The 26,056-nt window shown below is 47.3% G+C and carries 21 protein-coding genes; 11 read left to right on the plus strand and 10 right to left on the minus strand.

Features of this window, described 5'->3' with window-relative positions:
• Positions 1-21: 21 nt before the first annotated feature.
• Positions 22-1,008, plus strand: a complete 987-nt coding sequence (locus NSQ20_RS07090) for a Gfo/Idh/MocA family oxidoreductase (protein ID WP_340033005.1) — start codon at positions 22-24, stop codon at positions 1,006-1,008.
• A gap of 3 nt (positions 1,009-1,011) precedes the next feature.
• On the opposite strand, the gene NSQ20_RS07095 is transcribed toward NSQ20_RS07090, so the two are convergent.
• The 3 genes from NSQ20_RS07095 to NSQ20_RS07105 all read right to left on the minus strand — a co-directional run bounded on the left by NSQ20_RS07095 (position 1,012) and on the right by NSQ20_RS07105 (position 3,675).
• Positions 1,012-1,806, minus strand: a complete 795-nt coding sequence (locus NSQ20_RS07095) for a MurR/RpiR family transcriptional regulator (protein WP_340032174.1) — start codon at positions 1,804-1,806, stop codon at positions 1,012-1,014.
• A 137-nt stretch (positions 1,807-1,943) separates the two neighbouring features.
• Positions 1,944-2,777 carry an ABC transporter permease subunit gene (locus NSQ20_RS07100; protein ID WP_127551326.1) on the minus strand — a complete coding sequence of 278 codons (834 nt, stop codon included), beginning with the start codon at positions 2,775-2,777 and terminating at the stop codon, positions 1,944-1,946.
• Positions 2,770-3,675 (minus strand): ABC transporter ATP-binding protein, encoded by a 906-nt coding sequence (locus tag NSQ20_RS07105; RefSeq protein WP_340032175.1) that lies wholly within the window; start codon positions 3,673-3,675, stop codon positions 2,770-2,772. Before NSQ20_RS07105 ends, NSQ20_RS07100 begins: the two co-directional genes overlap by 8 nt.
• 444 nt (positions 3,676-4,119) lie before the next feature.
• Between NSQ20_RS07105 and NSQ20_RS07110 the strand changes: the two genes are divergently transcribed.
• Both NSQ20_RS07110 and NSQ20_RS07115 read left to right on the plus strand, forming a co-directional pair.
• Positions 4,120-5,955: an HSP90 family protein gene (locus NSQ20_RS07110; RefSeq protein ID WP_340032176.1), complete on the plus strand. Its 1,836-nt coding sequence runs from the start codon at positions 4,120-4,122 to the stop codon at positions 5,953-5,955.
• Positions 5,955-7,004 carry a hypothetical protein gene (locus NSQ20_RS07115; RefSeq protein ID WP_036611202.1) on the plus strand — a complete coding sequence of 350 codons (1,050 nt, stop codon included), beginning with the start codon at positions 5,955-5,957 and terminating at the stop codon, positions 7,002-7,004. Before NSQ20_RS07110 ends, NSQ20_RS07115 begins: the two co-directional genes overlap by 1 nt.
• A 153-nt stretch (positions 7,005-7,157) precedes the next feature.
• Here the strand turns inward: NSQ20_RS07115 and NSQ20_RS07120 are convergent, their stop codons facing one another.
• The 4 genes from NSQ20_RS07120 to NSQ20_RS07135 all read right to left on the minus strand — a co-directional run bounded on the left by NSQ20_RS07120 (position 7,158) and on the right by NSQ20_RS07135 (position 11,822).
• A complete protein-coding gene (locus tag NSQ20_RS07120) occupies positions 7,158-9,365 on the minus strand; it encodes a serine hydrolase (RefSeq protein WP_340032177.1) in 2,208 nt (735 codons plus the stop codon).
• 50 nt (positions 9,366-9,415) lie between these two features.
• Positions 9,416-10,186 carry a DUF3169 family protein gene (locus tag NSQ20_RS07125; RefSeq protein ID WP_076251515.1) on the minus strand — a complete coding sequence of 257 codons (771 nt, stop codon included), beginning with the start codon at positions 10,184-10,186 and terminating at the stop codon, positions 9,416-9,418.
• Between the two features lies 1 nt (position 10,187).
• Positions 10,188-10,397, minus strand: a complete 210-nt coding sequence (locus tag NSQ20_RS07130; RefSeq protein ID WP_017690042.1) for a helix-turn-helix transcriptional regulator — start codon at positions 10,395-10,397, stop codon at positions 10,188-10,190.
• Positions 10,398-10,571: 174 nt separating this feature from the next.
• The gene (locus NSQ20_RS07135) at positions 10,572-11,822 is read right to left on the minus strand and encodes an MFS transporter (RefSeq protein ID WP_340032179.1); all 1,251 of its coding nucleotides are present in this window, start codon (positions 11,820-11,822) and stop codon (positions 10,572-10,574) included.
• Between the two features lie 123 nt (positions 11,823-11,945).
• Here NSQ20_RS07135 and NSQ20_RS07140 point away from each other — a divergent pair, with 123 nt between their 5' ends.
• Positions 11,946-13,829, plus strand: a complete 1,884-nt coding sequence (locus NSQ20_RS07140) for an ABC transporter substrate-binding protein (RefSeq protein ID WP_340032180.1) — start codon at positions 11,946-11,948, stop codon at positions 13,827-13,829.
• 243 nt (positions 13,830-14,072) lie between these two features.
• On the opposite strand, the gene NSQ20_RS07145 is transcribed toward NSQ20_RS07140, so the two are convergent.
• Complete coding sequence (locus NSQ20_RS07145) at positions 14,073-15,566, minus strand: serine hydrolase (protein WP_340032181.1); 1,494 nt, start codon at positions 15,564-15,566, stop codon at positions 14,073-14,075.
• 248 nt (positions 15,567-15,814) lie between these two features.
• Between NSQ20_RS07145 and NSQ20_RS07150 the strand changes: the two genes are divergently transcribed.
• The 6 genes from NSQ20_RS07150 (at position 15,815) to NSQ20_RS07175 (ending at position 24,604) form a co-directional block, all read left to right on the plus strand.
• On the plus strand, positions 15,815-17,014 hold the full coding sequence (locus tag NSQ20_RS07150; protein WP_340032182.1) for a DUF4367 domain-containing protein: 1,200 nt from the start codon (positions 15,815-15,817) through the stop codon (positions 17,012-17,014).
• A 394-nt stretch (positions 17,015-17,408) separates the two neighbouring features.
• The gene (gene alr, locus NSQ20_RS07155; RefSeq protein ID WP_339197723.1) at positions 17,409-18,596 is read left to right on the plus strand and encodes an alanine racemase; all 1,188 of its coding nucleotides are present in this window, start codon (positions 17,409-17,411) and stop codon (positions 18,594-18,596) included.
• 260 nt (positions 18,597-18,856) lie between these two features.
• Positions 18,857-19,138 carry a ribbon-helix-helix protein, CopG family gene (locus NSQ20_RS07160; protein WP_017690037.1) on the plus strand — a complete coding sequence of 94 codons (282 nt, stop codon included), beginning with the start codon at positions 18,857-18,859 and terminating at the stop codon, positions 19,136-19,138.
• 3 nt (positions 19,139-19,141) lie between these two features.
• Positions 19,142-19,492 carry a type II toxin-antitoxin system PemK/MazF family toxin gene (locus NSQ20_RS07165; RefSeq protein ID WP_024630714.1) on the plus strand — a complete coding sequence of 117 codons (351 nt, stop codon included), beginning with the start codon at positions 19,142-19,144 and terminating at the stop codon, positions 19,490-19,492.
• Between the two features lie 235 nt (positions 19,493-19,727).
• Complete coding sequence (locus NSQ20_RS07170) at positions 19,728-21,917, plus strand: alpha-galactosidase (protein WP_339197727.1); 2,190 nt, start codon at positions 19,728-19,730, stop codon at positions 21,915-21,917.
• Between the two features lie 464 nt (positions 21,918-22,381).
• A complete protein-coding gene (locus NSQ20_RS07175) occupies positions 22,382-24,604 on the plus strand; it encodes a Tex family protein (protein WP_340032183.1) in 2,223 nt (740 codons plus the stop codon).
• A gap of 180 nt (positions 24,605-24,784) precedes the next feature.
• Here the strand turns inward: NSQ20_RS07175 and cmpA are convergent, their stop codons facing one another.
• A complete protein-coding gene (gene cmpA, locus NSQ20_RS07180) occupies positions 24,785-24,928 on the minus strand; it encodes a cortex morphogenetic protein CmpA (RefSeq protein ID WP_017690033.1) in 144 nt (47 codons plus the stop codon).
• 182 nt (positions 24,929-25,110) lie between these two features.
• Positions 25,111-25,467, minus strand: a complete 357-nt coding sequence (locus tag NSQ20_RS07185) for a hypothetical protein (RefSeq protein ID WP_047842018.1) — start codon at positions 25,465-25,467, stop codon at positions 25,111-25,113.
• Between the two features lie 119 nt (positions 25,468-25,586).
• Between NSQ20_RS07185 and NSQ20_RS07190 the strand changes: the two genes are divergently transcribed.
• Positions 25,587-26,048: a SprT family protein gene (locus tag NSQ20_RS07190; RefSeq protein WP_036669054.1), complete on the plus strand. Its 462-nt coding sequence runs from the start codon at positions 25,587-25,589 to the stop codon at positions 26,046-26,048.
• Positions 26,049-26,056: the final 8 nt, after the last annotated feature.

Below are 26,056 nucleotides of genomic sequence, written 5' to 3' on the forward strand. Positions count from 1 at the left end.
CGACAGGAGCGAAACGATATGCTGAATATAGCAACGATTGGTACAGGGTCCATTGTAGATGCCATTTTATCTGCGATCAATGAGCTGGAAGATGTTACGTGTACAGCGATGTACTCCCGGAAGAGAGAGACAGCACAGGAGCTTGCGGGTAAGTATGGGGTCGATACCATCTATACGGACCTGGAATCCCTATTTTCAGATACAAATGTAGATCTCGTATATATTGCTTCACCAAACAGCATGCACTACGAACAGGCCTATCAGGCACTTCAACATGGCAAACATGTCGTCTGCGAAAAACCGTTCACGTCCACGCTTCAGGAAGCAGAAACGCTGATTGCACTTGCACAAGAAAAGAAACTGTTGCTGTTTGAAGCCATCTCCAACATTCATCTGCCCAATATTAAAGTCATACAGGAGCAACTACCAAAGCTTGGTCCGATCAAACTCATCCAGTGTAACTACAGTCAATACTCGCGCAAATACAATGATCTGCTTGCAGGGGAAACGCCGAACGTATTCAATCCACATTTCTCTGGTGGCGCGCTGATGGATATCAATATTTATAATCTGCATCTGGTCATGAATCTGTTTGGCAGTCCGAATACCGTATCGTATACCGCGAACCAGCATGCAAACGGCATTGATACGTCAGGAGTAGTGGTTCTTAAGTATCCGGAGTTTATTGCGGAATGTGTAGGTGCCAAAGACACAAACAGCATGAACTTTGTGCTCATTCAGGGGGAGAAAGGTTATCTTCAGGTTGTGGGAGGAGCAAACGGTTGCCGGGAGATCAAGCTTCAGATCGGGAATGAGCCTGCTGAGGCGTATAATGCGCAGACCAAATCCAATTGGCTGTATTATGAGTGGGAAGCGTTCAGGGACATCCATGCAAATGGGGATCACAAACGGTGTTACGAACTACTCGAACACAGCCAATCTGTGATGAGTGTACTCATGAGTGCGCGTAAGGATGCCGGAATTGTATTTGCAGCGGACCAGCGTTAATCGTTAATACGTATCGCTAATGCTCCCCATGTATAACATGTCGAAAATGTAGAGTACCGAGACCATCGAAGACATTTTGGATAGCCTTAATTGTTCATTGTATCCATAAGCCAGCAGCGTTTCATCACAATGTCTGGAGAGGGTTGAATGGTTGTTGCCTGTGACCGCGATGACTTTCATCTGTTTGTTCCTCAGCACTTTGGCAGCTTCAATCATGGATTGATTCTCACCTGTGTGTGAGATAACAAAAGACAGCGTCAGGCTGTTGGGATTCATCGTGTTCAAGTAATGCATGTTGGGACTATTATGAGCAATCGCAGATATGCCGAGTTCATTCCACTTGGCACAAGCCTGCTGAGCCAGATAATAATTCATATCACTGCCATAGATATCGATACGTACGGATTCTTTGACCCAGCTCGCGATTCGTAGCAAAACAGGAGCATTTAACATCCGGCGCGTATCATCTAGCGCCTGCTGATACAGGTAAGGAACTGAGTCGATGGCAGCCAGCACGTTGCCTTGTTCTGCAATTACATGATCCTGCGTCTGCAACGCGGAAGGTATCTGTTGATATTCAAGAGCAAGCTTGAGCTGAAAGTCTGGGTACCCCTTGGTACCCAGCTTTTTGCATAAGCGAACAATGGTGGATGAGCTTGTATAGGTCTGCTGAGCCAGTTCATGGGCAGTGGAATCGAATACAACTTCGGGATTGTTCAGAATATAGTCCACAATATGTTTCTCCTGTGCTGTTAATTGTGAAGCATATTTTAATTTTTGAAGTAGTTTGGATTCCATACAGTTGTTCCATTCCTCTCTATAAATCATCCCATAGCATATATCTCCACATCATAACCTGCACTTATTTATTTCTCAATCTGTATAGCGGAGCGACAGTGTAGTTTGTTGATTTTCGTCGCTACACTCCACATCATTCAGATCTGACTTTCCGCCAGTTGCTGACGACTATTCCACGACGTGACCAGACGAAGAAGAACCACACTTATGAGTAGGAGCACTGCTCCAATCATGACTAACATCCAAGGACCAATCAGCAGCATGCCACTGGCTTGACCAGCGACTAAGGCGATGAGGGGGAGGACAATTAATCCGCCGAGCTGATAGGCTTCCTGGAACCCACGGACCTTGGCCGAGATCAGGACGTTTAATAAAATGACCATAAGACTGCAAGCGGGAACAACCCACACGACAAGTATTATCCAGTTCAGATTGGGAAACATCAACGTTCCAAACATGGGATACATCAGAATATTGGCAATGATTCCGTAGATCAGGAAAGTAACCCAGGATAATAGAATGGAAGGGATCAGGGCAGCTAGCACTTTACCTTTAAAAAGAGTGTCCATGCTGATCGGTGTGAACAACAATCCTTCCAGCGTCTTGCGTTCCTTCTCACCAGCGAAACTATTGGCCGTCAGAATACTGGAGGCCATTACCGGAATGATGAGAAACAAGGGAGCGAACATATACATGGCCAAGTAATAGACAATACGATGATTATCTGTAGGCATGGAAGCAAGTTGAGGAATCTGTCCGCCATGGGTTAATGCATCCAATGATTCGAGTAGAAAGCTGATGTTGCCCAGAGAACGAAGTTCCATTCTGGAGGCCGCCCACAGGAGAGCAGAGGGCATAATGATTCCGATAATCAGTGGAACGATCAACATGGGCAACCAGAGCTGAACGCTGGCTGTGACGGACCGAATATCTTTACGTACCAGTGCACGTATGGCTTGGCGGTTATTCATGGTGGTGTGCCTCCCTTATGGCAAAATAGATACTTTCCAGATCACTGCCCGTGATGCGGGCCTGATAGACTTGACCATGCTCCGTTAATTGCCTTAGCAGTAATGGAATATCTTCACGCGATGTAAGCTGGAATGTCGCTTTATGTGCGGAGATTATTTCAGGTGTAAAGTCGGTTGTCGTGTGCCATCCATCGGGCATGTCGGCTTCTACTTCGAGTTTCGGAGTGGACAGGTACCGGCTAACAATCTCCTGTTCCGTGCCTTCCTCCACGATGCGCCCCTTTTCCATGAAAATATAATGATCACAGACGGCTGACAACTGGGACAGCACATGGGATGAGACCAGGATTGTCATCTTTTCTTCCTTATTTAACTGACGGATAATGCGCAGAACCATCTGAATTCCATCCGGATCCAGGCCATTGGTGGGCTCATCCAGAAACAGGATGGAAGGACGGTGCAAGAGTACTCGTGCAAGGCCCAAGCGTTTCTTCATGCCTGTGCTATAGGTGCCGACTTTTCGATGCTGATAATCCTGCAACTCGAACAGATTTACAAGCTCGTCGATTCGTTTCTTGGCATGCTTCAGGCCAAAAACATCTGCGAAGAAAGTCAGATTATCACGCCCGCTCATATTTTCATATAATCCACTTTGCTCGGTAAGAGTGCCACACATGGCCAGTACTTTCTCCGCCTCACGAGCGGCGTCCAATCCGTTAATGGTTACCTGTCCACCGGAAGCGCCTAAGACACCATTCATGATACGGATCAGTGTGGTTTTGCCTGAACCGTTGGGTCCAATCAACCCGGTGACACTGCCTTGTTTAACTGTGAAACTGACATCATGCAGTGCTTGATGCACCTTGAATTGCTTGGATATGTTGCGTACTTCGATCATGTATATTCACCGTCCGATCTGAGTTTGGAGATTATACGTGTGGTAGGCTGATATCGTTCAAATGGACGACAAAAAAGATCTATTCCTCCTTCAATAGTCCCGAATGTAAGATGCACATTTACCCTGAAGTCTGTCTGAAATCGGGTCTCAGGTTTGTTTTCACTCTGCCTTGTAACATGTATCCTTATTTTAGGGTAGAACATCCGTTTCATTGCTATTCATAACGTGGTAATGGAAGATAAGTCCTTACGTCTCATGAATGCCTGAAATATGCATATAACGCCGGTCTTGGTTATTCAGGGCCGGCTTGACGTGATGTTTTGGCGTGCCTGTCACGGGGAACGTCTGTTTCTAACGATTACATAATGAATTCGTCTAACACATCCATATGAATACATCGTATGGGTACATATTGTGTTCGACGTAGAGGAAGGTGAGTGAATCATGACAGCATCCAATGAATATCGTTTTCAAGTGAACCTGAGCGGGATGATCCAGATTTTATCCAACCATCTATATAGCAGTCCGAAAGTGTTCTTGCGAGAACTGATGCAGAATGCGACTGATGCGATTACCGCACGAACGGAGGCGGAGCCAGGGTATCAGGGTGAAGTGCGTGTTGAACTGACGGGAACAGGTGAGCAATTGACCATGATGGTGGAGGACAACGGCATCGGCTTGACCGAAGCTGACATCCATGAATTCCTAGCGATGATTGGACAATCCTCGAAGAGGGGGCAGCAAGCGCTGCTGGATGGAGAGACTTCGTTTATCGGGCGTTTCGGGATTGGGTTGTTATCCTGTTTCATGGTGAGTCACGAAATTGTCATGCTGACGCAATCCGCGAAGGGCGGCCCTTCGATGGAGTGGCGGGGCAAGCCGGATGGCACCTATACGATTCGACAGTTGGACACACAGCTGTCCCCGGGGACCAAAGTATATCTGCGTTGCACACCGGACGCGGCGCACTACTTTGAACCAGAGTATGTGAAAGAAGCTCTGTTCTATTACGGAGCATTATTGCCGTATCCGGTCACGTTGTATCATGACGGCGCGCAACATGTGGTGAATAGCGAGACACCAATCTGGCTGATGGACCCTGCACTCGCACGTTCACGCAGAGCGGAGGTATTGGCTTTTGGTGAACGTCTGCTTGGCGAGCAGTTCCAGGACTTCATTCCGTTGACGACAGCTTCAGGCCGTACCGGAGGTATTGCTTTTGTACTGCCACACGCGGTTAATCTGAATGCCAAGCGTTCTCACCGGGTTTACCTGAAGCGAATGCTGATTTCGGAGAAGGCTGAGAACATTTTGCCAGAGTGGGCTTTCTTCGTGAAATGTCTGATTTGGACAGATGAGCTTCAACCGACGGCATCACGAGAACATTTTTATGAAAATGAAAAGCTGGAGGAAGTTCGCTCCGAACTCGGAGACGCACTTCGCAAGGGACTGGCCGACATGGCTGAGAGCCAGACGGAACGGCTTCAGAAGCTGATTCGCCTGCATGCCCTGTCCATGAAGGCACTGGCTGTGCAGGACCAAGCATTTTACGCGATGATTCATCGCTGGTTGCCATTTGAGAGTACGAGGGGGCACCGTGAACTGGGTGAGCTAATTGATGAAGGAGAGACGTTGTATTTCACGTCCTCTGTTGATGAGTACCGTCAGATTCATCATGTGGCATCCGCACAATCGATGCTGGTGATTAATGGTGGTTACATCTATGACAGCGAGTTGATGGCGACACTGCCAATGACCGTGCACAACGTACACACGGAGCGGCTACAGCCGGATCAGGTCTCGATGAGTTTCACCGATGTGCCACCCGCTGAGCGTAATCAGTATTATGATGCATTGCGACTGGCCGATTCTGCCTTACAGCGCTTCCGTTGTCGGGCTGAGGTGAAAGGTTTTAAGCCATCGGATCTGCCAGTGTTGTTCACACTGTCTCAGGAATCCTCAACCCTGCGTGCGCTTGAAAAAGCAAGCGAGGAGAGCACGGAATTGTTCTCGTCTGTTCTGGGTTCATTGTCTTCTAGTATGAGTTCAGCAGGGTACTCAACCTTATATTTGAACGTGAGTAATCCGATCATTCAGCGGGTACTGACATCACCGGATGATCAGATGACACCGATTGCCATCGAGATGTTATACGTCAATGCACTGATGATGGGGCATTATGCCATGAGCAAGCAGGAGCTTGAAGTGTTAAATCAGGGCATTGTTCGTTTTATTGATTGGGGTTTGCGTGCAAATACAGATCGTAAGGGGGAAGCCTGATGAAGACAGAGATGGATTTTGAAGAACTGATGGACGAGGCCTATGGTTTGCCCAATGGTCCGGCGAAACTTGGTATGCTGGAGGAAGCAGCAAGAGTCGCCGATGTGAACGGCATGGAGGAAGAGGCATATGAAGCAAGATCGGAGATTGTGGAGACAGCAACATTCTGTGGTTATCCGATGAAAGCGCTGATTGCTTTTTCCTGGCAGCTGGGCAAGTTCGACCAACAACCCGAAGAATATGATGAAGAAACGTTAATGTGGTCGTACAAATGGATATTGGGCAAGATGCCCGACTTTCCGGAAATATCACGCGAGAAGATCCTGGAGCTGTTGGAGGATTTCGGACGGCGTTTCAAGTCCTACGGTTACAGCGAACGCTCCTACTGGTATTATCGGTTCCGGATCTTTATGGATTTTGGGGAGCTGGAGGAAGCGGGACGCAGTTATGATCGATTCAGAACGATGGATCGTGACTTTATGAGTGACTGCGAAGCCTGTGAGCAGGATGAGATTATGCGATATTTCTTGTTAAAAGGAGACGATGAGAAGGTGTTGGAGGCGGCACAGCCTATCCTGAAAGGGCGTATGAGTTGTGCGGAGATTCCCCATCTGACTTTATCTGAAATTTTGATGCCGTTATATCGACTGGGACGGACTGCGGAAGCAGATAAACATCAGACCAAGGGATATCGCCTGATCAAAGGCCAGAACGATTTTGTGCAGAGTTTTGCGGAGCAGATGGATTATCTCACACGTACGAATCCGGCAAAAGGCATTGATGTGCTGGAGGAAACACTGGTGTTCGCTGCTGATCATGAAGATCCTTACGCTAAAATGTTGTTTTATGCCAGAGCGGCATCGTTGCTTCGCCGCTGGGTGGAAGAATCTCCAGAATACCGATTGCGTTTGCCAGCATCCTTCCCCTATGAAGGTGACCCGGGCGACCTGCTCAAGCTGGCCGATTACTTTGCGGAGCATGCTCAGACCGCTGCAGCCAAGTTTGATCAGCGCAACGGGAACCACCATGTATCTTCGTTGATCGAATAGAGACGGATATAACCCAGTAACAGATCGCTATAATAAGTTATGAAAAGTAACGAAACAGGCTTGTTCAAGAAGGATCGTATCCTTCTGAACAAGCCTGTTTTTTTCTTGCATCATAAGCATGATCAATCTAATCGGTATGAAGATGTTTTATTTTTATTGTGCTGAAGTCACAGAAGGGACCGGCGCTGGTACAGGAACCGGCGCAGTTTCAGATGTCTCATCTGCAGGCTCAGCTCCTTCAGCAGGTTCTGCTTGTGGCTGCTGAGCAGCCATCAGTTCAGCGACGATTTGATCTGTTGGTTGGGTAAGCAGCGCATACATGATCGCAGCCTCTTCCTGACGAATCAGAGGTTTGCGGGAAAGGAAATCAACAGAACCATCCTCCATTACCTTCACCTCGGGTCCATGGATACCAAGCTTCGCCATCATCTGAATGGCTGGTACAGCCCATGCATCTGTGTGCCCCGCAAGTTTCACATCATTGAACAGTTCGCTAGGATATTGCAGTTGCATAATTCTCCACATCATGACCATGGCTTCCTGTCGGATAATCACTTGATCCGGCTTAAATTGCTGTTCGTCCGTGCCAGTAATCATACCCAACTCATATCCGAGTTGAATATATCCGGCTGCTGCATGATCTGCCCAGTCGGTGCCAGCAGGAGGCGTAGTTTTGCTGGGCTTCAATCCACTCAGTTTAAGGGTGTTCTCAATAAATTCAGCTCGTGTCACACCTGTTTTTGGTTGGAAAGACTTGTTGCCATCATTCTCATAATATCCAAGAGATTGTATGGCATAGATGGCTTCGGCATAAGGACTGTTCTCACGAACATCCCGGAAGCCCATAGGCTTTTGACCTTTTTTCTCATAACCCATAGGGTTGAGGTAAGGTTCTTTCATGTATGTGGTTCCATCTGCATATTCTTTGAATGCTGTGAATTGACCAGTCAATTCATCTTTGAAGAGATTATCTTCCACCTGAATCAGGTTGCGTTGACCCAGGAATACATCGTTAATGCTCAGTTGTCCTGGCTTATCCCCGCCACCTTTCAAGGAACTTACAATCGTGCTAAGTCGAAGATCTGCGTACAATCCGGTGAAGCGTTGCAGCTCAGCTGCGGATTGCGGCGTGTATTCCTTGAACTGTACAGGCTCTGCATATTCCGGGAAGAAGCTCTGGATGAATGCAGGGTAGAACAGGTTACGAAGTGCTCCATTTTGATTATACGTCAGGAAAACGCCTGTATTTTGCTCGGGAATAAGGAAGAGATAAGAGCTGAATCCGGTCAGGTCGCCTCCTTTTGTAATAACTTTTGGACTACTTCCTGCTCCGGGAAGCTGAAATGCAGCTTCGAATCCATACGACGTGTTTGGTAACAGTGGATGAATGGAAGAACGGTACTGTTCCATACTTTTTACCGTGGATTCCTTGAAAATTCGCTTGTTGTCCTTCACGCCATCATTCAGGAACGCAATCATGAACTTCCCGATGTCCTCAGCGGTAGACAACATGCCACCTTGAGGCATTGGTGTTGGAGAGATGGTGTAAAGATCAAGCGGATTGTGTGCCGCATCATAGCCCGTGGCCAGCTGCTTTTGGAACTTTTTGTCCAGCATGAAACTGCTATTATCCATTCCTAGCGGTTTGAAGATATGTTGTTGCATGTAGGATTCAAAGGGCTCGCCGCTTACATTTTCAACAATCATGCCAAGCAGCAAAAACGAGAAATTATCGTACATATAGGCGCTACCAGGCTCGCGAACGACAGGAGGCATGTGTTGCTTAGCGTAATCCTCCATCGCTATGTACTTGTCGAAATCAGTATGGATGTCTTCCTGCTGCGGATCACGAATCTCGAATCCGGTCGTGTGTGTGAGCAGGTTCTCCACAGTTACAGGTTTGTCAAAAGGATTATCGAATTCGAGCCCTTTCACATAGGTCTGAAAATCAGCTTGCAGATCAACCTTGCCTTGCTCCACTAGCTGCATTACAGCAGCTGACGTGAACGTTTTGGATACAGAGGCTACACGGAAGGCCGTATTTTTCGGATCGATCGCTGTTTTACTCTCCACATCGGAGAAGCCATATCCTTTTTCCGCCAGAACTTTGCCATCCTTCACAACAACAACGGAGGCTCCCACATAATGGGGTTTTGCCTCAGGTGAATCGAAGAATGAATCCAGAAAAGCTGTAGCCGATTCAGTTGTCAGCGCTTTCGTCTTTCCTTGTTCAGCAGCTAATGGAGTCACGGTCTCCGCCTGAACTGCGGGTACCCACAGACTGAGAGACAGAACCGCAGCCATAAAAGCTCCTGTTAGGGAGGTGAACCTGAAACGGGTCTTTCGTTTGGATAAATGCATGCAAACACTCCTTTATGAAAATATTTACAAAATAGTTACCTACCCATGTATTACTGATTACTCGCACGATAGGTTTCACGATAATAGATTCCAATGTTGGCAATCCAGATCACAGAGAGCATCACAATTGGGAATGGAGCAAAGGTAAAGAGCATCGAATATAGAACCATAGAGACCATTCCAACACCAAGAAGTACATTCATCATCTGAAAAGAACGATAGGCTGCGCGATAGACAATCCATTTCTCGCCTTCATCCAGCTTCTCAAAATGATCCTTCTTCATGTTGCGCGAGTTCAGATCCAGAGTGCGCTCAGGATAATAACGGTTGTATCGCTTCACAGTCAGAGTTTGCACGACCACAACGATGATAATAGAGATACACGAAGCAACAAAATTCAAGAGGTTGAACAGTTCTGGAGAATTCGGCATGGTTCGGTTGGATGCATACAAGGATAAAGCAAGTGCTGCCCAAGTAAACGTAAGAATAACGCTGAATCCGCTGAGGATCATCGCTTTACCGAGGGAGCGCTCTGCGGGAGAGATGAGTGAATCGGAATCTCCATAAGCGTCATCTTCCATGGGAGGGACAGATGGCGTGCGGGAGAGACTGAAGATGTTCCACACCGTCATAACTACCACAAGAGCCGCCAGGATTGCGAATAAAAGATCATAGTCATAATACACGGACAGCGTCCAGTTCAAGTCAGAAGGGAGTTTACTGACTCCGCTAGCTCCGAGAAAACCAACTACAGCGCCACCTGCAGCATACAAGGGAAGACGCAACCGCTTTTTAATGGACGAGGATGATGAATTTTTCATTTTAATCTCCACCTTTCAGTTCAAAGATTTTTTCGACAGGTTCACGAAATACATGTGCTATTTTTAGTGCCAGAACGACCGACGGAGAGTAATCTCCACGCTCAATCAGGGCAATGGTTTGACGGGATGCACCAATGAGTTTGGCCAGTTCTGCTTGGGATAGCCGGTCTCTGGCTCGTAACTCCCGAACGTGATTGTGTAATTCTTCCACTTGCTCACCTCCATGAACCTAATGTACATGATATTTGACTAAATGTAAACTATAATATACAAAATGTTAAAGATAATTTACTTATGAACGTTGATCATGGACATGAAAAAGAGAGCCAGTTGGGCTCCCTAGGATGATTATTTTGTTGCCGGAAAAGTTGCCAGAAAAGTGAAATCAAGATGCATCTGCACACGGCAGATGTTGATTTTGTTCCTCTGCCCTCCGAAGTAACATTCGGAAAAAGACGAGCGCTCCAAGCCCCATCAGGATATACAGACCAGCCATCGCATAGGAGGGCAGAAAGGCTCCAATGGTTAACCCGAGACTGCCGAGAAGGGCAGCAACGTTGTAACTCAACCCGTCAGCAGCCATATAGGCAGCACGGTCCGAATCTGGAATCATGCCCGCGAGCATGACCTGACGAACAGGGGCGTACATCAATTCTCCAATGGTTAGCAATATAGCGGATGAGATGAGTAACCAGGCCCAGTTGCTGAAAGCAAGTACGGTGAAACCTGCGGTGTAGAGGAGCATACCAACAGTCATAATAGATCGGGACTGGAAGCGACCTATCCATCTGGTGAATGGAATGGCAACCAAGGAAACCATTACGGTGTTGATGACCATGATCAGGCTGAACATATGCAGACCTGAGATATCTGAGCCGAGCAGTTGGGCGGTGAATTCATTTTTTAGACGAACAGCGATGTATTTATCCAATTGAAATTCCAGGGAGACTGCAAGTACAGTGGCCGTGAAAAATATCATGAAACGTTTGTCCTGAAAGACCGCCCAGTACGTTTTCAGTATGTTCCTCTGGATGGGAGCATCGCCATAACCTGATCCACGTTTATCCATTGTTTCGCGAATCATAAAGATCAAAATAAACAGGGTAGCTAGGCTTTCAAGGCATACCAGACTGAACAATAGGAAACGAAATGATTCGAAAAATAGCCCGCCCATCAGTGCACCAAAAGTTACAGCAACGTTTGTTGTCCAATATTGCAATCCATATACATAATGACGTTCATGTTCACTGCTCACGTCGACAATCATGGCATTAGCAATCGGCACGGTGATCCCTGAACTGAGACTGCTGAGCAGAAACATGAGACAAGTGACAATGATCGAATCCATCCACGGCGAATTGGCGATGGCCAAGCCGAGTAGAGCCATGACTTGGAGACTTTGTGCGATCACCATTAATTTTTTTCGTCCAATTCGGTCAGACCAATATCCTGCCCACAATCCCACAATCATGGAAGCGACAATATTGACCGTCAGCAATAACCCCGCCAAACCTGCGCCAATCTGAATACTCAGATAGATCGCCATGAATGGAATGATGGACTTCTGGGTCAGATCGGTGAAAAAATCAGTAATGATACGTATCCTGATGTTCGGGTGCAAATCGGCGTATTTCATAAATCGTTGTTCTTCCTTCCCACTGGTCATGTTGATGTTACTGAGTATAATGGAGGAAAACCTGAAGAAAAACTGTAGAAGCATCCGGATGGATTTCGTATTTTAGCAGAAGGTAGGGTATATATGGACGTATCAGAACATTACATTCAACTGCGATTAAACTTTCCACATGTACATGATGAACAAGAAGTACTTACAACGGTAGGTGAACTTGCCGATCTTTTATGTTGTACCATGCGCAATATGAACCTCATTATGAACAAATTCAAGGAGAACGGATGGGTCAGGTGGAACCCGCAACGCGGAAGAGGCAAAAAATCGATGCTGGTATTTTGTGTCCCGTTGCTTGAAGTGGCGCGTGAACGGTTTGACCATCTCCTGGATGGGAACAGGATGGAGGATGCCTATGAACTGGCCACCACCTTGCCAATTACGATGAGAGAACATCTGATGCAGCAAATGCAACATCAATTTGGTCTGCGTTCGAATGGAGAGGACAGAGGACGAGTGGATACATTGCGGATTCCACGGAATATCCCTTTTAAGACATTGGATCCCACGCAGACGGCCATGTGGGGAGAAGTTTTTATTGTTGCGGAGGTTTTTGATCGTTTGGTTCGTTATAATGCTGAACACCAGGTCTGTGAACCGAGTCTTGCTGTGGCATGGGAGAGTCATTCAGAGGGGAGGGAATGGACTTTTTATCTGCACAAAGGTATACCCTTTCATCATGGAAGAATATTGGATTCAGATGACGTGAAGTTTACCTTTGATCGCATTATCTCTGACAATAGTAACCCGTGCAGGCCTCTGTTTGGATCTATTGAGCGCATAGAGACTTTGGACGAATTGACTGTACGTTTTGTGTTAAACAAGCCTAACTTCATGTTCCCGGATCTGATGAGCAGTATGTCTGCATCGATCTTGCCGAGAGATGTGGAGATGAATCCGCTCCATCCGATTGGAACAGGACCTTATCGGTTGACGCGTCATGATTCCAAGCTGCTTGTGTTGGAAGTATTCCCTTCCTACTTCCGAGGCCGAGCCTATATTGACCGCGTTGAAATATGGCAACTTCCCCATTCTGGGAGGGTGGAGTCCGTCATCAAGCATAATATATTTCCGGATGCGGAGCCTCGTGCCGTGCAGCATGAGATGCAGGGTGGCATGTATATGACGTTTAATATGCAGAAGGAAGGGCCGCAGCATGAGGTGAATTTTCGCCGGGCTGTTCAACAGCTATTGAATGCGCAGGAGTTGTCGCAAGCGCTCGGAAGCACGAACACGCAGGCTGCTTATAGTCTGATTCGAGGACGAGTACAGCAACCTTTAAAGGTGGGTTCAGATCAAGGGGAGCCAGGGAAACAGCAATCGGAACAACCGGATGGTTCGGTCACACCTGTACCTGACCTTTCCGTGGAGACCTCACTGGCGCGGGCCTCAGCATTATTGCGTCATAGCTCTTATCAAGGGCAGAGTTTAAGTCTGTGGGTGGAAGAAGGAGAGAAGATGGAGACGGATATGGTCTGGTTTGCAGAGAGATGTAAACAGATTGGCCTACATATCAACATTATGCCGGGAGATCCGGTCCACGCAGTCTATCAAGATGGGTTTGGGGATTGTGATCTGATCTATACGGGAGAAGTATTCAATGATCATGTCGTGCTGAGTCTCGTGACGATGTACACCTTCCAGAATACGTTATTCCTGATTGCGATGAATGATTACTGGAGACATGAACTGGAACAGGAATGTGGACGAGTGGTCATGATCCAGGAAGCTGCGGAGCGGTTGAATAGATTGATTCGGCTAGAAGATCGACTGATTCAGGAGGCATTGCTTCTGCCCACATACAGCTTCAAGGAAGAACACGCCCATCATGATTCACTGAGAGATTATCGTCTTGCGGGGTATGGTCTGCCTGATCTGCGCAGATTGTGGGTGAAGAGAAGCCCTGGGGCCGCTGAAGAGGATACGAGTTATCCGGTGTATATTCCGTTGTGGTAGGATTAGCTGCCACAACGGAAATGAATCAGGCGTTTTCTATATAAATTGAACTAAACATTTATACAAAATGGAGAGGACAGAAATAACCTGAGGAAGCAGAGCGTTCGCCTTTATCCCCGGATTTTCACTTTATGAAAAGAAATCAAAAAAATCTGGGGATAACAGCGATCAGAAGGTTGTTCTGTCATCGGAGTGACCAGTGTAAATATATTCATTAGTTCAATTTATATAGGTTCAGATCATTTACGAAACCCTGATGAATTCAATAGGCTTTGTACCCGGTTCAAGCAACAAAGGAATGGAGATGGATTGAGCAACTTCTGAAGATTCATTGAGGGTAAACGTATACGTGATCTTCAGACCGAATAACACAAATTCGACGGAAAACGTATCTTTCCCTGTGTATTCCATGGGCATTTCAATGGCGTTAAAGGTTGCTTGCAACCCGTCCGTTGTCTCTTGAATCGACATCTCGCCATAACCAGGATGCGTGTAAATACCCGCATAAGCGGTGTAAGGGCGATCACAAGGTATGATGTGAGGTTCTTCAATATTTTCCTCAACCGCAGTGTCTGCTTGAATAGGCACTTCCAGAGGATTCTCCGGATTAGCCTCCGTTTCTGTTGATTCTTTCCCCATTAATTTTCTCAATTTGGAACTCCAATTGACGGGCTCTAATCCAAGCAGTCGGTCCATGATATGAAAAGCAACCGTATACGGAATTATACTTCCGTTGGTATTGCTCAGAACCACGATTCCAATCTGCTCCTCTGGCAAAAAGGCAACTTGTGATGCAAAGCCATCAATAGCCCCACCATGATGAATCATGGCATGTCCACGATAAGGCTCAATCATCCAACCCAGACCATATGTACTCATAGGCAGTTCTTGGCTTATGAATGGCGAATCACTGGGCATCTGAGGACTATGCATAATCTTCATCTGTTCCTTAGATATCAATGACGTTCCTTCCCATTGACCTTGATGCAACTGGAATTGAAGCCATGCAATCATATCGATTAGATTGCTGTTAATGGAACCAGCAGGTCCTATGGCATCAATGGCTCGAAAAGGTATTCTCGTATTCTGACCATCCTTCTCCATATAAGGGTAAGCATAGTCAGGCTGAAGTTGCATTTTTTCAACAGAGAACAGACTTGAGTTCATACCCAGCGGATTAAATAGAGTCTTCTGAACCATCTGCTCCCACGAAGTTTCATTGAGCTGTCCAACCAGATAACCTGCCGTCATGTACATCAGGTTCTGATACTGCCATTTGTTTCGGAAATCCTGATTTGGCTCCAGATACTGTAATGTTCGAACAAGTTCTTCTCTTGTAAGTGGGGAGTTGTACCATACCAACTCATGCCTTGGAAGACCGGAACGATGACACAGCATGTCGCGAATAGTTATACGTTCTGTTGCGATCGGATCAAACATCTGGAAGTCTTTCATATACGACTTCACAGGGGTATCCCAGTCCAGTATTCCCTGATCCACAAGCAGAGCAGCGGTTGCTGCGGTAAAGGCTTTGGTACTTGAACCGATGGCAAACAACGTATTAGGGGTAACTTTAAGTTTGGATTCCATGTCACGATAACCGTAGCCCTTTTGCCAGATGACTTCATCCTTATGGATCACAGCCACCGCTGTGCCGACACCATTCCATAATTGAAGCTGCTCGTCGATGAATTCATCCAGTCCTTCCAGTGATGTGCTAAGCTTTGTTGTCGTCATGCTTTTCCCTCCCAATATTCAATAAAACGAATAATCTCCTACAATTCACTATGCCTTTTCTGGATAAAGTTAACATCCTCCCTGAGACTGATTTTGCGTAGCAATGCCGTATTAACGGACTTCACCGATTGCTTGTCAAACTAGTCCGCATATATCGAACAAGTCCCTCATAACATGTACTAATCAAGTAGGGGTTCTGCTGCAAGCACAATCCTGAAGTGAAAACATGTGCTAAAGGGGATGATGTCATGCGCCGAATATCATGGATGCTTGCCATGGTATTGGTCTTATCGGTCTTGCTTGCCGCCTGCGGGAAGAAGGATGCGGCAGCTGTGGTCAAAGATCTGAACGAAGTCGTAGGAGAGATGGAAAGTTACCAGGGGGCAGGCGTGATGACGCTGCATACCGGAGATACGCCGCAGCAGTACAAGGTCGAGGTATGGCATCAGAAGCCTTCCTATTATCGTATTGCGTTAACGAATGCCAAAAAGGATGTAACACAGATTGTGCTGCGTAACGATGAAGGTGTGTTTGTTTTGACACCGAGCCAGAACAAAAGCTTCCGTTTTCAGAGCAACTGGCCAGATAATCAAGGACAGGTATATCTCTATGAAACATTGATTCGGAGCATTACGGGGGATACAACCCGTCAGTTTGCGGATGAGAAGGAGAGCTATGTATTTGATGTAGCTGCCAATTATAATACACATGCACTCGTCAGACAGAAGATCTGGCTGAATAAAAGCGATTATGCACCTAAACAGGTGGAGGTATCCGACTCCAATGCCAATGTTGTAGTCGATGTGAAATTTGACTCCTTCAAATTTGGTGCTGCATTTGAGAAAGACGCCTTTGACATGCAACGTAACATGACAGCCGCTACAGAAGAAGGCGGCAAAACAGGAACGGACTCCGGTGTGACTCCTGTGGAACAAACCGGTAATGAGGGCGGTAAAGAACCTGCCAATCCTCAGACTGCGCCGGAACCTGACGGAGCTGTCACTGATGGACAGACGGGTGTAGGTGGGGACACAGAGCAGCAAGATACAGAAGGTGCTGCAACAGGTCAGGAAGGCGAAGAGCCAACACTCGCAGAACCGGAAGGTGCAGACAGCTTCGGAGTAATTCAGCCGACCTATGCTCCGGAAGGTGTGCAGCTCAAGGATGATCAGATTCTGGAAGAAGCGGGAGACTATTCGGTTATGCTTCGTTATGAAGGAACATATAATTACACGATATTCGAAGCCAGACCACAGGATCGAGCTGTATCACTTGCTCCATCCAGTGTAGTGGATCTTGGATTCACGCTGGGGATGATCAGCGGAGATGCATTGAAGACTCTGACATGGATGACAGATGGCATAGAATATCGGATCACCAGTGCCGACCTGCCTCAGAACGAAATGGTACGCATTGCAACATCGATGCAGGAAGAGTCAGGCAAATGATTTTTGAACAAATGAACGAATAGTAGCATAAACATAAGGAATGCTAAGAAGCATCGGAGACCTGTTCTCCGATGCTTTGCTTTGATGTAAGAAAGGTATTCATTTAGCGCTGTTTTTCTTACCCGATACACTCAATAAAGCAAAATGCGCTTCTACGCAGAGGGAACCGGGTAAATAATCGATATAAGCAGATTTTGCTTGGGTGAAAAGTGGAATTTTGCCCTGCTAATCTCGCTTATCGGTCTTCTTCTGTGTTCGCATTTGTTCTTCAAACGGCGCACCTTACATCTGTTTTTGGATGCGAAACTTCGGTTCATTTGACAGTCACATGCTGGAGCATTACGATGGAGTCTGACGTGAGCCGGATTAAGATGATTAGAGAAGGTGACTTAACGTGCAAGGACAATATCGGCCGACCCAAGCGGAGATCAATTTGGATCATTTGTGTACTAACGTAGAAGCTTTCCGCGAGGCATTGCCACAGGGCATGAAATTCCTCGCCTGTGTGAAGGCCAATGCCTATGGACACGGAGCGGTGGAGACGGCTAGGGAACTGGAACGAGTGGGTGTGGATTACTTAAGTGTGGCTTTTCTTGACGAAGCTCTAGAACTGCGACAACATGGGATTACGATTCCAATCCTGGTACTGGGTTATACGCCGCCTGAAGGGATCGCTGTTGCATGGCAACATGATGTGACCGTCACACTGTTCAGCAGAGAAGTGCTTGACGCCATTCGACATCTGGATGCGAGCACATTCGCTAACCAACTGAAGGTTCATATTAAAATCGACAGCGGCATGGGCCGATTAGGTCTGTTGCCTGGCGATGAGGCATTGGCTTTCATTCAGGAAGTAGCTTCGCTCAATCAGGTGATGCTGGAAGGCATGTTTACCCATTTTGCCAGAGCAGATGAAGAAGACAAAACCTATACACTGGAGCAGTATAGACGGTTCCAAAGCGTAGTTCATGCGCTCAGGGATCAGGGATGTTCCATCCCGATTATACATACGGCGAACAGCGCCGCTGCCATTGATACACCGGAATTGTCCTATGACATGGTACGTGTGGGAATAAGCCTGTACGGACTGTATCCTTCGGCTGAAGTGAATCATCAGGTGGTGAAGCTGTCCCCGGTATTGACGCTGAAGACAAAAGCGGTTCTGGTCAAAACACTGCCACCCCATTGGGGGATCAGTTACGGAACCCGTTATTTTACGCAAGGGTACGAACGAATAGCGACACTGCCGCTCGGATATGCAGACGGATTCTCCAGAATGCTAACAGGTAAAGCACAAGTGCTTGTACGCGGCCGCCGCGTCCCTGTCGTCGGTACAATCTGCATGGATCAGTGTATGGTGTCGTTACAATCTTTCGCGGAAGAGGCGGAAGAAATTCAAGTCGGCGAAGAGGTTGTCCTCATCGGTCATCAGTCTGGTGGCGTAATAACCGCAGACGAGGTGGCATCCCAGCTCGGTACGATTGCTTATGAAGTGATCTGCATGATGGCACACCGCATTCCGCGGGTATATACCCGCGGGGGAGCAGCAGTCGCCAGAATCAATCCACTTTTGACATCCTGACAGGTAAACTGGACGTCATTCCCAATAAACTTTTTTTCAGAACAGAAGGAAAACTGTCGGAGCATCTCGAATTATGTATGACGGTAAGGATTTAATTCCTGAATTGAGATGTTTGGTCTGTACGAATATTGTTCCCCGTGTTTATAATGGAGTACAGCATACTTGATATACTCGGGGCATATATATTCCTTTGTATAAAAGTTCTGGAAAAACGTAATACTGGTTCACAATGGCGAAAGGTTTGTGGGGGTGGAAGAAAGGTGGCCAACTTGCAGAACACCAAGCGGATCATGATCAGTTTACCTGATTATCTTTTGCAGGAAGTGGATGGCATCGTAGCGCTGGAGAATTCCAACCGCAGCGAATTGATTAGGCAGGCTATGAAGCTGTATTTAACGGAGCGTAAGAAACGTTACATCCGTGAAACGATGCAGCGAGGGTACATGGAGATGGCAAAAATTAATCTGACCATGGCATCCGAAGCCTTTCATGCGGAGGAAGATGCGGACAGCACTCTGGACCGCTTAGTTAGCGGGGTGTAGACATTGATCGTAAAACGTGGTGACGTTTTTTTTGCGGATCTTTCTCCCGTTGTCGGTTCCGAGCAAGGTGGAGTCAGGCCGGTTCTGGTGATCCAGAATGATATCGGCAACCGGTTCAGTCCAACTTGTATTGTGGCGGCTATCACCGCCCAAATCCAGAAGGCAAAGCTGCCAACGCATGTTGAAATTGATGCGGCGGCACACGGCTTTGACCGGGACTCGGTTATTTTGCTCGAACAAATACGGACGATTGATAAACAGAGGCTGACTGACAAGATTACCCATCTGGACGAGGAGACCATGAAATTGGTCAACGAAGCCTTACAGATCAGCCTTGGTTTAATCGATTTTTAAGGCAGCAACCAGCGTCTTGTACGCTGCCCTGCCGTCCGTTGGCAATGGATGTTCCCGTAAGGGAACACACTGAATTCAGACTGTAACCAAAAGAGCGTATGACAACCTTCGGGCTGTTATGCGCTCTTTTGATTAAAGCTTGATGAAAGCGTAGAACATTGGCGATCTTTTCGCTATAATGAAACCTGAGAAACCGTTTACCCGAAAGACCTATATATAGAGGTGGAGGAGACATATGAGCATTTACATCAATCAAGAGAAACTTCAATTTCATTTACAGACCCGTGAGGCCAGTTACGTATTTCAGGTACTGCCTTCAGGATATTTGGTGCATTTGTATTATGGCAAAAAATTACGCGACACCGATCTGAGCTGGTTGCATGTTCGTACAGAACGAGCATCTTTCAGTCCGAACCCGGTACCAGAGGACCGTACGATTTCATTTGATACATTGGCAGTGGAACTACCCGTGTATGGCACAAGTGATTTCCGTAATCCGGCTATCCAACTGGAACTTGAGAATGGCTCGACGGTTTCGGAGTTTACGTATACAGGTCATCGATTGATCAAAGGAAAGACAGCGCTTACCGGACTGCCAGCAACGTATGTTGAATCCGATGAAGAAGCAGAGACGCTGGTTATTGAGTTGGAAGACCGCGTTGCAGGCATCAAAATCGAGCTTTCTTATACAGCCTTTACGGCATTTAATGCAATTACACGCTCGATGCGTATCGTTAATGAGAGCGCTACCTCAGTGAATGTGGTGCGTGCGCTCAGTTCTTCTGTTGATTTCCCGCACGCGGATTATGAATTGTTGCAATTGTCAGGTGCATGGACACGGGAACGTGATATCGTTCGCAGACCGCTTGCGTCAGGCCTGCAAGGGATTGAGAGCCGTCGCGGTTCAAGCAGTCACCAGCAGAATCCATTTATTGCGCTGATGACACCAGGCACGGATGAAGACCAAGGTGAAGTTTACGGATTCAGTCTCGTCTATAGTGGCAGCTTCACCGCACAGGCTGAAGTGGATCAGTTCCACACCACACGTGTATCGCTCGGGATCAACCCGTTCGAGTTCAGCTGGAAGCTGGAGCCACAAGAAGCGTTCCAGACACCTGAGACGGTTATGGTATATTCGGCTGCAGGTTTGGACGGCATGTCACAGTCCTACCACGAATTGTATCGGGAGCGTCTTGCGCGTGGTAAGTTCCGTAATGCGGAACGTCCGGTTCTGGTCAATAACTGGGAAGCAACCTACTTTGGATTTAATGCAGACAAGATTGAGCAGATCGCTCGCGCCGGACAGAAGCTGGGTATTGAGTTGTTTGTCTTGGATGATGGCTGGTTTGGACATCGGGACAGCGACAATTCCTCATTGGGCGACTGGATTGTAGATAAGAACAAATTGCCACAGGGTCTGGATGATCTGGCTAACCGTGTAACAGGTCTGGACATGCAGTTCGGTTTGTGGTTTGAACCAGAGATGATCTCACCAGACAGTGAGATGTACCGTGCGCACCCAGACTGGTGTCTGCATGTGCCTGATCGTCGCCGGACAGAAGGACGTCAACAACTGGTACTCGACTTCTCTCGTCAGGATGTACGTGATGAGATTGTGCGCATGTTAACAGACGTACTTGGTTCTGCACCAATCACTTATGTGAAATGGGACATGAACCGCAATATGACGGAAGTGGGTTCTGCATTGCTTCCGGCAGATAGACAGCGTGAGACAGCGCATCGTTACATGCTCGGACTGTATGATGTTATGGAACGAATCACTTCGGCGTTCCCGAACATTCTGTTCGAAAGCTGTTCAGGTGGTGGTGGCCGCTTCGATCCAGGTATGCTGTATTACATGCCACAGACGTGGACAAGTGATAACACGGATGCCATATCCCGCTTGCGGATTCAATACGGTACGAGTCTTGTGTACCCGGTAAGTTCGATGGGATCGCATATCTCAGCGGTACCGAATCATCAGGTCAACCGGATAACTTCTCTTGAGATTCGGGGACATGTTGCGATGTCGGGCAACTTCGGGTACGAGCTGGACCTGACAAAATTCACGGAGGAAGAGAACGACATCGTGAAAGCCCAGGTTGAGCTGTACAAGGAGATTCGTGGAACGGTTCAATATGGAACATTCCGCCGTTTGCTCAGTCCGTTTGAAGGCAATGAGACGGCGTGGATGTTTATTGCACCGGACGGAAGCGAAGCTGTTGTATTCTACTTCCGTGTGCTCTCTGAGCCCAATGCGCCACTTCAGCGCCTGAAGCTGAAAGGATTGGACCCTAATGCGGATTACCGTCTGAAAGGCGGATCGGAGACCTTTACTGGCGATGCCCTCATGTATGGCGGTATTCCGGTAGGCAGCACATCAGGAGACTATCTGAGCGAGATGTTCCGGTTCGAGCGCGTCTAGATAAGTGAACTGCATTTTATTTACATGCATACTCCGATGACAGAACAACCTTCCAATCGCTGTTATCCCCAGATTTTTTGATTCCCTTTTCTCAAAGGGAAAATCCGGAGATAAAGGCGAACGCTTCGCTTTTTCAGGTTTTTTCTGTCCTCTCCGTTATCGTGTAAATGAGCAGTTTCACTTATTAGATTGCTATTGTATTTAAAGTTTTAAAAAAATGGAGGACCGAGGAGCGTCGTGATGACGATTTTCGGTCTTTTTTTGACGTAATGGGGAAGGCTGGAAGATGACATCATTCTGTCAGAACTTGTATGCTTGCGGATTGATGGAAATCTGGACGTGATTCTGTGATAATATAGGGTAGAGTGGAAGAAACAAATGGTTCAACTATACTGTAATTACAGCAGCAAAGCTGCCCTGAAATGATTGTAACGAACGATTCAGGAAGGAAAGAGGGATTTATTTTGTCTGAACAGGAAACGGTTCTGGAACCCAATGAAGAAACAATAAAGGCAGAACGCCATGAACGAATCATCAAACAGGTAGCCAAGGAACTGTCACTGTCCTTGAAGCAGGTCCGCACAACGTCGGAGCTTCTGGACGAAGGCAATACGATTCCATTTATCGCCCGCTACCGTAAAGAAATGACTGGAGAGCTGGATGAGAACCAGCTGCGATCGATTGAAGAACGCATTGTTTATCTGCGCAATCTTGAGGATCGCAAATTGGAAGTCATCCGTATTATAGAGGAACAGGGCAAACTGACCGGAGAACTGAAGCAATCCATTACGCAAGCTGTGAAGCTGCAGGAAGTGGAAGATTTGTATCGACCTTACCGTCAGAAGCGGAAAACGCGTGCCAGTGTGGCAAAAGAAAAAGGTCTTGAGCAGCTTGCTGTATGGATCTGGGGTCAACCGAAACAAGGAGATGTACTTCAGGAAGCTGCGAAATATATCAATGCTGAATTGGGTGTAGAAGATGCGGAGTCGGCGCTTCAGGGAGCCAAAGACATTCTCGCGGAGAATATCGCAGACGATGCTGCCATTCGTGCCTGGATTCGTCGGTACACCTTGGATCACGGGATGCTGACTTCTGAAGCGAAGGATGCTCAAGAGGAGTCCGTGTACGAGAATTATTATGATTACCGCGAATTAGCCAAAAAAATGCCTCCACACCGTATTCTCGCAATTAATCGCGGTGAACGTGAGAGTATTCTGAAAGTCGGCCTGGACGTACAGGCAGAACCGGCCCATCGCCATATGGAAGGACAGATCATTCGTGGTGCTTCTGCCGTGCAGGATATCCTGCGTGATGTGATTGAAGATGCATACAAGCGGCTGATTGCGCCTTCCATCGAGCGAGAAGTTCGGGGAGAACTTACGGAAAAAGGTGAAAATCAGGCCATATCGGTATTCTCGGCCAATCTGCGTAACCTGTTGCTTCAACCGCCGATTCACGGCAAACGTGTGCTGGGTGTCGATCCGGCCTATCGTACCGGTTGTAAACTGGCTGTAGTAGATGATACGGGCAAACTGCTGGAAGTGGCTGTGACCTACCCAACGCCACCACACAACAAGAAACGTGAAGCTGCCGAAGTATTCCATCGGATGATCAAGCAATATGATATCGGACTAATCGTCATTGGTAATGGTACCGGATCACGTGAGACAGAGCAATTTGTTGCCGAGATCATTCAGGAGAACGGTGATGAAAGTCTTGTGTATCTGATTGTTAACGAAGCAGGCGCGAGTGTATATTCTGCATCCAAGCTGGCCCAGGAAGAATTCCCTGATCTGGATGTTGCGGAGCGCAGTGCAGCTTCCATTGCTCGCCGGGTACAAGACCCGCTGGCGGAGTTGGTTAAGATTGATCCAAAAGCCATTGGCGTGGGTCAATATCAGCATGACGTATCCCAGAAGATTCTCGAAGAAAGCCTGAAGGCTGTCGTCGAATCCGCAGTTAACCATGTGGGTGTGGACGTGAATACAGCATCACCATCGTTGCTGTCATATGTTGCCGGAGTTAACGCTACGATTGCCAAAAACATTGTGAAGTACCGTGAAGAAAATGGCCGGTTTACGAACCGCCGTCAGCTTCAGAAGGTGCCACGTCTTGGTGCGAAGACTTATGAGCAGTGCGTAGGCTTCATGCGTATTGGTGAGGGCGAGAACCCGCTGGACCGTACACCTATTCACCCTGAGTCTTACAAGGTAGTGGATCAGCTGTTCAAGGAGCTTCAGGTTGCACTGGACAAGCTGGGCAGCAAGGAACTGTCGGTATTACTATCAGAGCAACAGCCAGAACAATTGGCTGTGAAACTGGACGTAGGTGTGCCTACGTTGCGTGACATTCTGGACAGCTTGCAGCGTCCGGGGCGTGACCCGCGTGAAGAAATGCCGTTGCCAATCTTCCGTACAGATGTATTGAAAATTGAGGATCTGGTGGAAGGCATGGAGCTGCAAGGTACGGTTCGGAACGTTATTGATTTTGGTGCTTTTGTTGATATTGGGATCAAGAGTGATGGGCTTGTCCATATTTCACAGCTCAGCAACGGGTATGTTAAACACCCGATGGATGTTGTATCTGTAGGTGATAATGTAACGGTCTGGGTTATGAATGTGGATACCAAAAAAGGCCGTGTCGGCCTGACGATGAAGAAGCCTGCTTCTGCGCAACAGTCTTCTTAAATAGTAGGATTGGAGAACAGCCTTCCCTAACCAGGAAGGCTGTTTGTTGTCGACAGTAATAGTCCCGTTATCCGTTCTAATTGCTCTAGTAAGTACGGTGGGCAATATGTGCATTTTCTTAAAGTGCGTGTTCAAAAGGCCATCTTTCGTAATCCAAAGCAGACTTTTATGAACTACCTCTTAAAGTTCGTTCTCCGCGCTGCGTGGTGTGCCATTTGCTGGTTTGTTACGATAAAAGAACCAGCATTCGTTCAGCAACTTGATTTGCCGGCTGTCCTTTTTGTGAAATGCACGCATCAGTTGATTGCAAAGCCATTGAGGCAAGGGTATCTCCTCCTCTTGCATAATTCATCTGTACGTTAGCATATGTGGCAATAGCCTGGACTGTGCGGGATAAGTGGAGCCCTCCGGCAAATCAATCTGGTTCACTCAAAAAAAAGCACAAATCCCAATTCAGGGAAATGTGCTTTTTGTTCTCATCATTATAAAATGATACCTGCGGTGAATTAGAGAGCTTCCATCTCTTCTTCATACCATTGTTCCAATTGGGCCTGAAGAGCCCGGATTTCGGTAAGCAGAGAAATCAAAGGATAATGGCTTTCACGTAGTACTGCAAAAGATTCTTCAAGCGCATTGATATAATCAAGGCCGCCGATGATAGTAAGATTTTCGTTTAGGAGATCGAGGCTGTCACATTCGGCGATCGCCCAAGGCAGGACAGGGACATCTGCTGCAGTGAGTTTATCAATTTCCTTGTGCAGGCGCAGGTTGAGCGCACTGAGTTGATAGGCGTAATCTGCGGGCATTTCCACGAACTGCAAGTGTTGTTCCTGCTGCAGGATGACATAGCGCATTGTAGGCATAACGAGTAATAATCTCCCCTCATACATTCTACTTGACAGTGTAGCCTACGAAACGGTTAAAATTCAAGTATTATACCGGAAAAACAAATGCTCCGAGGGGGTGCAAGGAGAGGATATCGATGGAAAATGAGGAATTGCAACAATGGATTGAACAGGTATCACTGGATCATTTCGGAGTGCCGTTCACCCATGAAGCGTTGTTTAACAGTCGCCTGACCACGACGGGTGGGCGTTATATGCTTAAAAGTCACCGGATTGAGATCAATCCGCATCAACTCGAAGCCTATGGGCGAGATGAGGTTGAGAAAATCATCAAGCATGAGCTGTGTCACTATCATCTGCATATTCGTGGGCGCGGCTATCAGCATCGTGACCCGGAATTCAAGGCTTTATTGCAGAAGGTAGGCGGTTCGCGTTACTGCCAATCACTTCCTGACGGCAAAGGCAGAAAGCCGCTGCCATATCGTTATAAGCTGGTGTGCAAGAGCTGTGGTACGGAATATTTGCGCAAGCGGAAAATAGATCCTAAGCGTTATCGTTGTGGTCGTTGCGCGGGAAAACTGGGGCTTCAGAATATCTGATGTGCGTT

This window comes from Paenibacillus sp. FSL K6-1122 (genome assembly GCF_037977015.1).
GTDB lineage: Bacteria > Bacillota > Bacilli > Paenibacillales > Paenibacillaceae > Paenibacillus > Paenibacillus amylolyticus.

Bases quoted from the DNA above. Each gene is read 5' to 3' on its own strand.
- NSQ20_RS07095 (WP_340032174.1), bottom strand. From the start codon at position 1,806: ATGGAATCCAAACTACTTCAAAAATTAAAATATGCTTCACAATTAACA.
- NSQ20_RS07100 (WP_127551326.1), bottom strand. From the start codon at position 2,777: ATGAATAACCGCCAAGCCATACGTGCACTGGTACGTAAAGATATTCGG.
- NSQ20_RS07105 (WP_340032175.1), bottom strand. From the start codon at position 3,675: ATGATCGAAGTACGCAACATATCCAAGCAATTCAAGGTGCATCAAGCA.
- NSQ20_RS07110 (WP_340032176.1), top strand. From the start codon at position 4,120: ATGACAGCATCCAATGAATATCGTTTTCAAGTGAACCTGAGCGGGATG.
- NSQ20_RS07115 (WP_036611202.1), top strand. From the start codon at position 5,955: ATGAAGACAGAGATGGATTTTGAAGAACTGATGGACGAGGCCTATGGT.
- NSQ20_RS07120 (WP_340032177.1), bottom strand. From the start codon at position 9,365: ATGCATTTATCCAAACGAAAGACCCGTTTCAGGTTCACCTCCCTAACA.
- NSQ20_RS07125 (WP_076251515.1), bottom strand. From the start codon at position 10,186: ATGAAAAATTCATCATCCTCGTCCATTAAAAAGCGGTTGCGTCTTCCC.
- NSQ20_RS07135 (WP_340032179.1), bottom strand. From the start codon at position 11,822: ATGAAATACGCCGATTTGCACCCGAACATCAGGATACGTATCATTACT.
- NSQ20_RS07140 (WP_340032180.1), top strand. From the start codon at position 11,946: ATGGACGTATCAGAACATTACATTCAACTGCGATTAAACTTTCCACAT.
- NSQ20_RS07145 (WP_340032181.1), bottom strand. From the start codon at position 15,566: ATGACGACAACAAAGCTTAGCACATCACTGGAAGGACTGGATGAATTC.
- NSQ20_RS07150 (WP_340032182.1), top strand. From the start codon at position 15,815: ATGCGCCGAATATCATGGATGCTTGCCATGGTATTGGTCTTATCGGTC.
- NSQ20_RS07170 (WP_339197727.1), top strand. From the start codon at position 19,728: ATGAGCATTTACATCAATCAAGAGAAACTTCAATTTCATTTACAGACC.
- NSQ20_RS07185 (WP_047842018.1), bottom strand. From the start codon at position 25,467: ATGCCTACAATGCGCTATGTCATCCTGCAGCAGGAACAACACTTGCAG.
- NSQ20_RS07190 (WP_036669054.1), top strand. From the start codon at position 25,587: ATGGAAAATGAGGAATTGCAACAATGGATTGAACAGGTATCACTGGAT.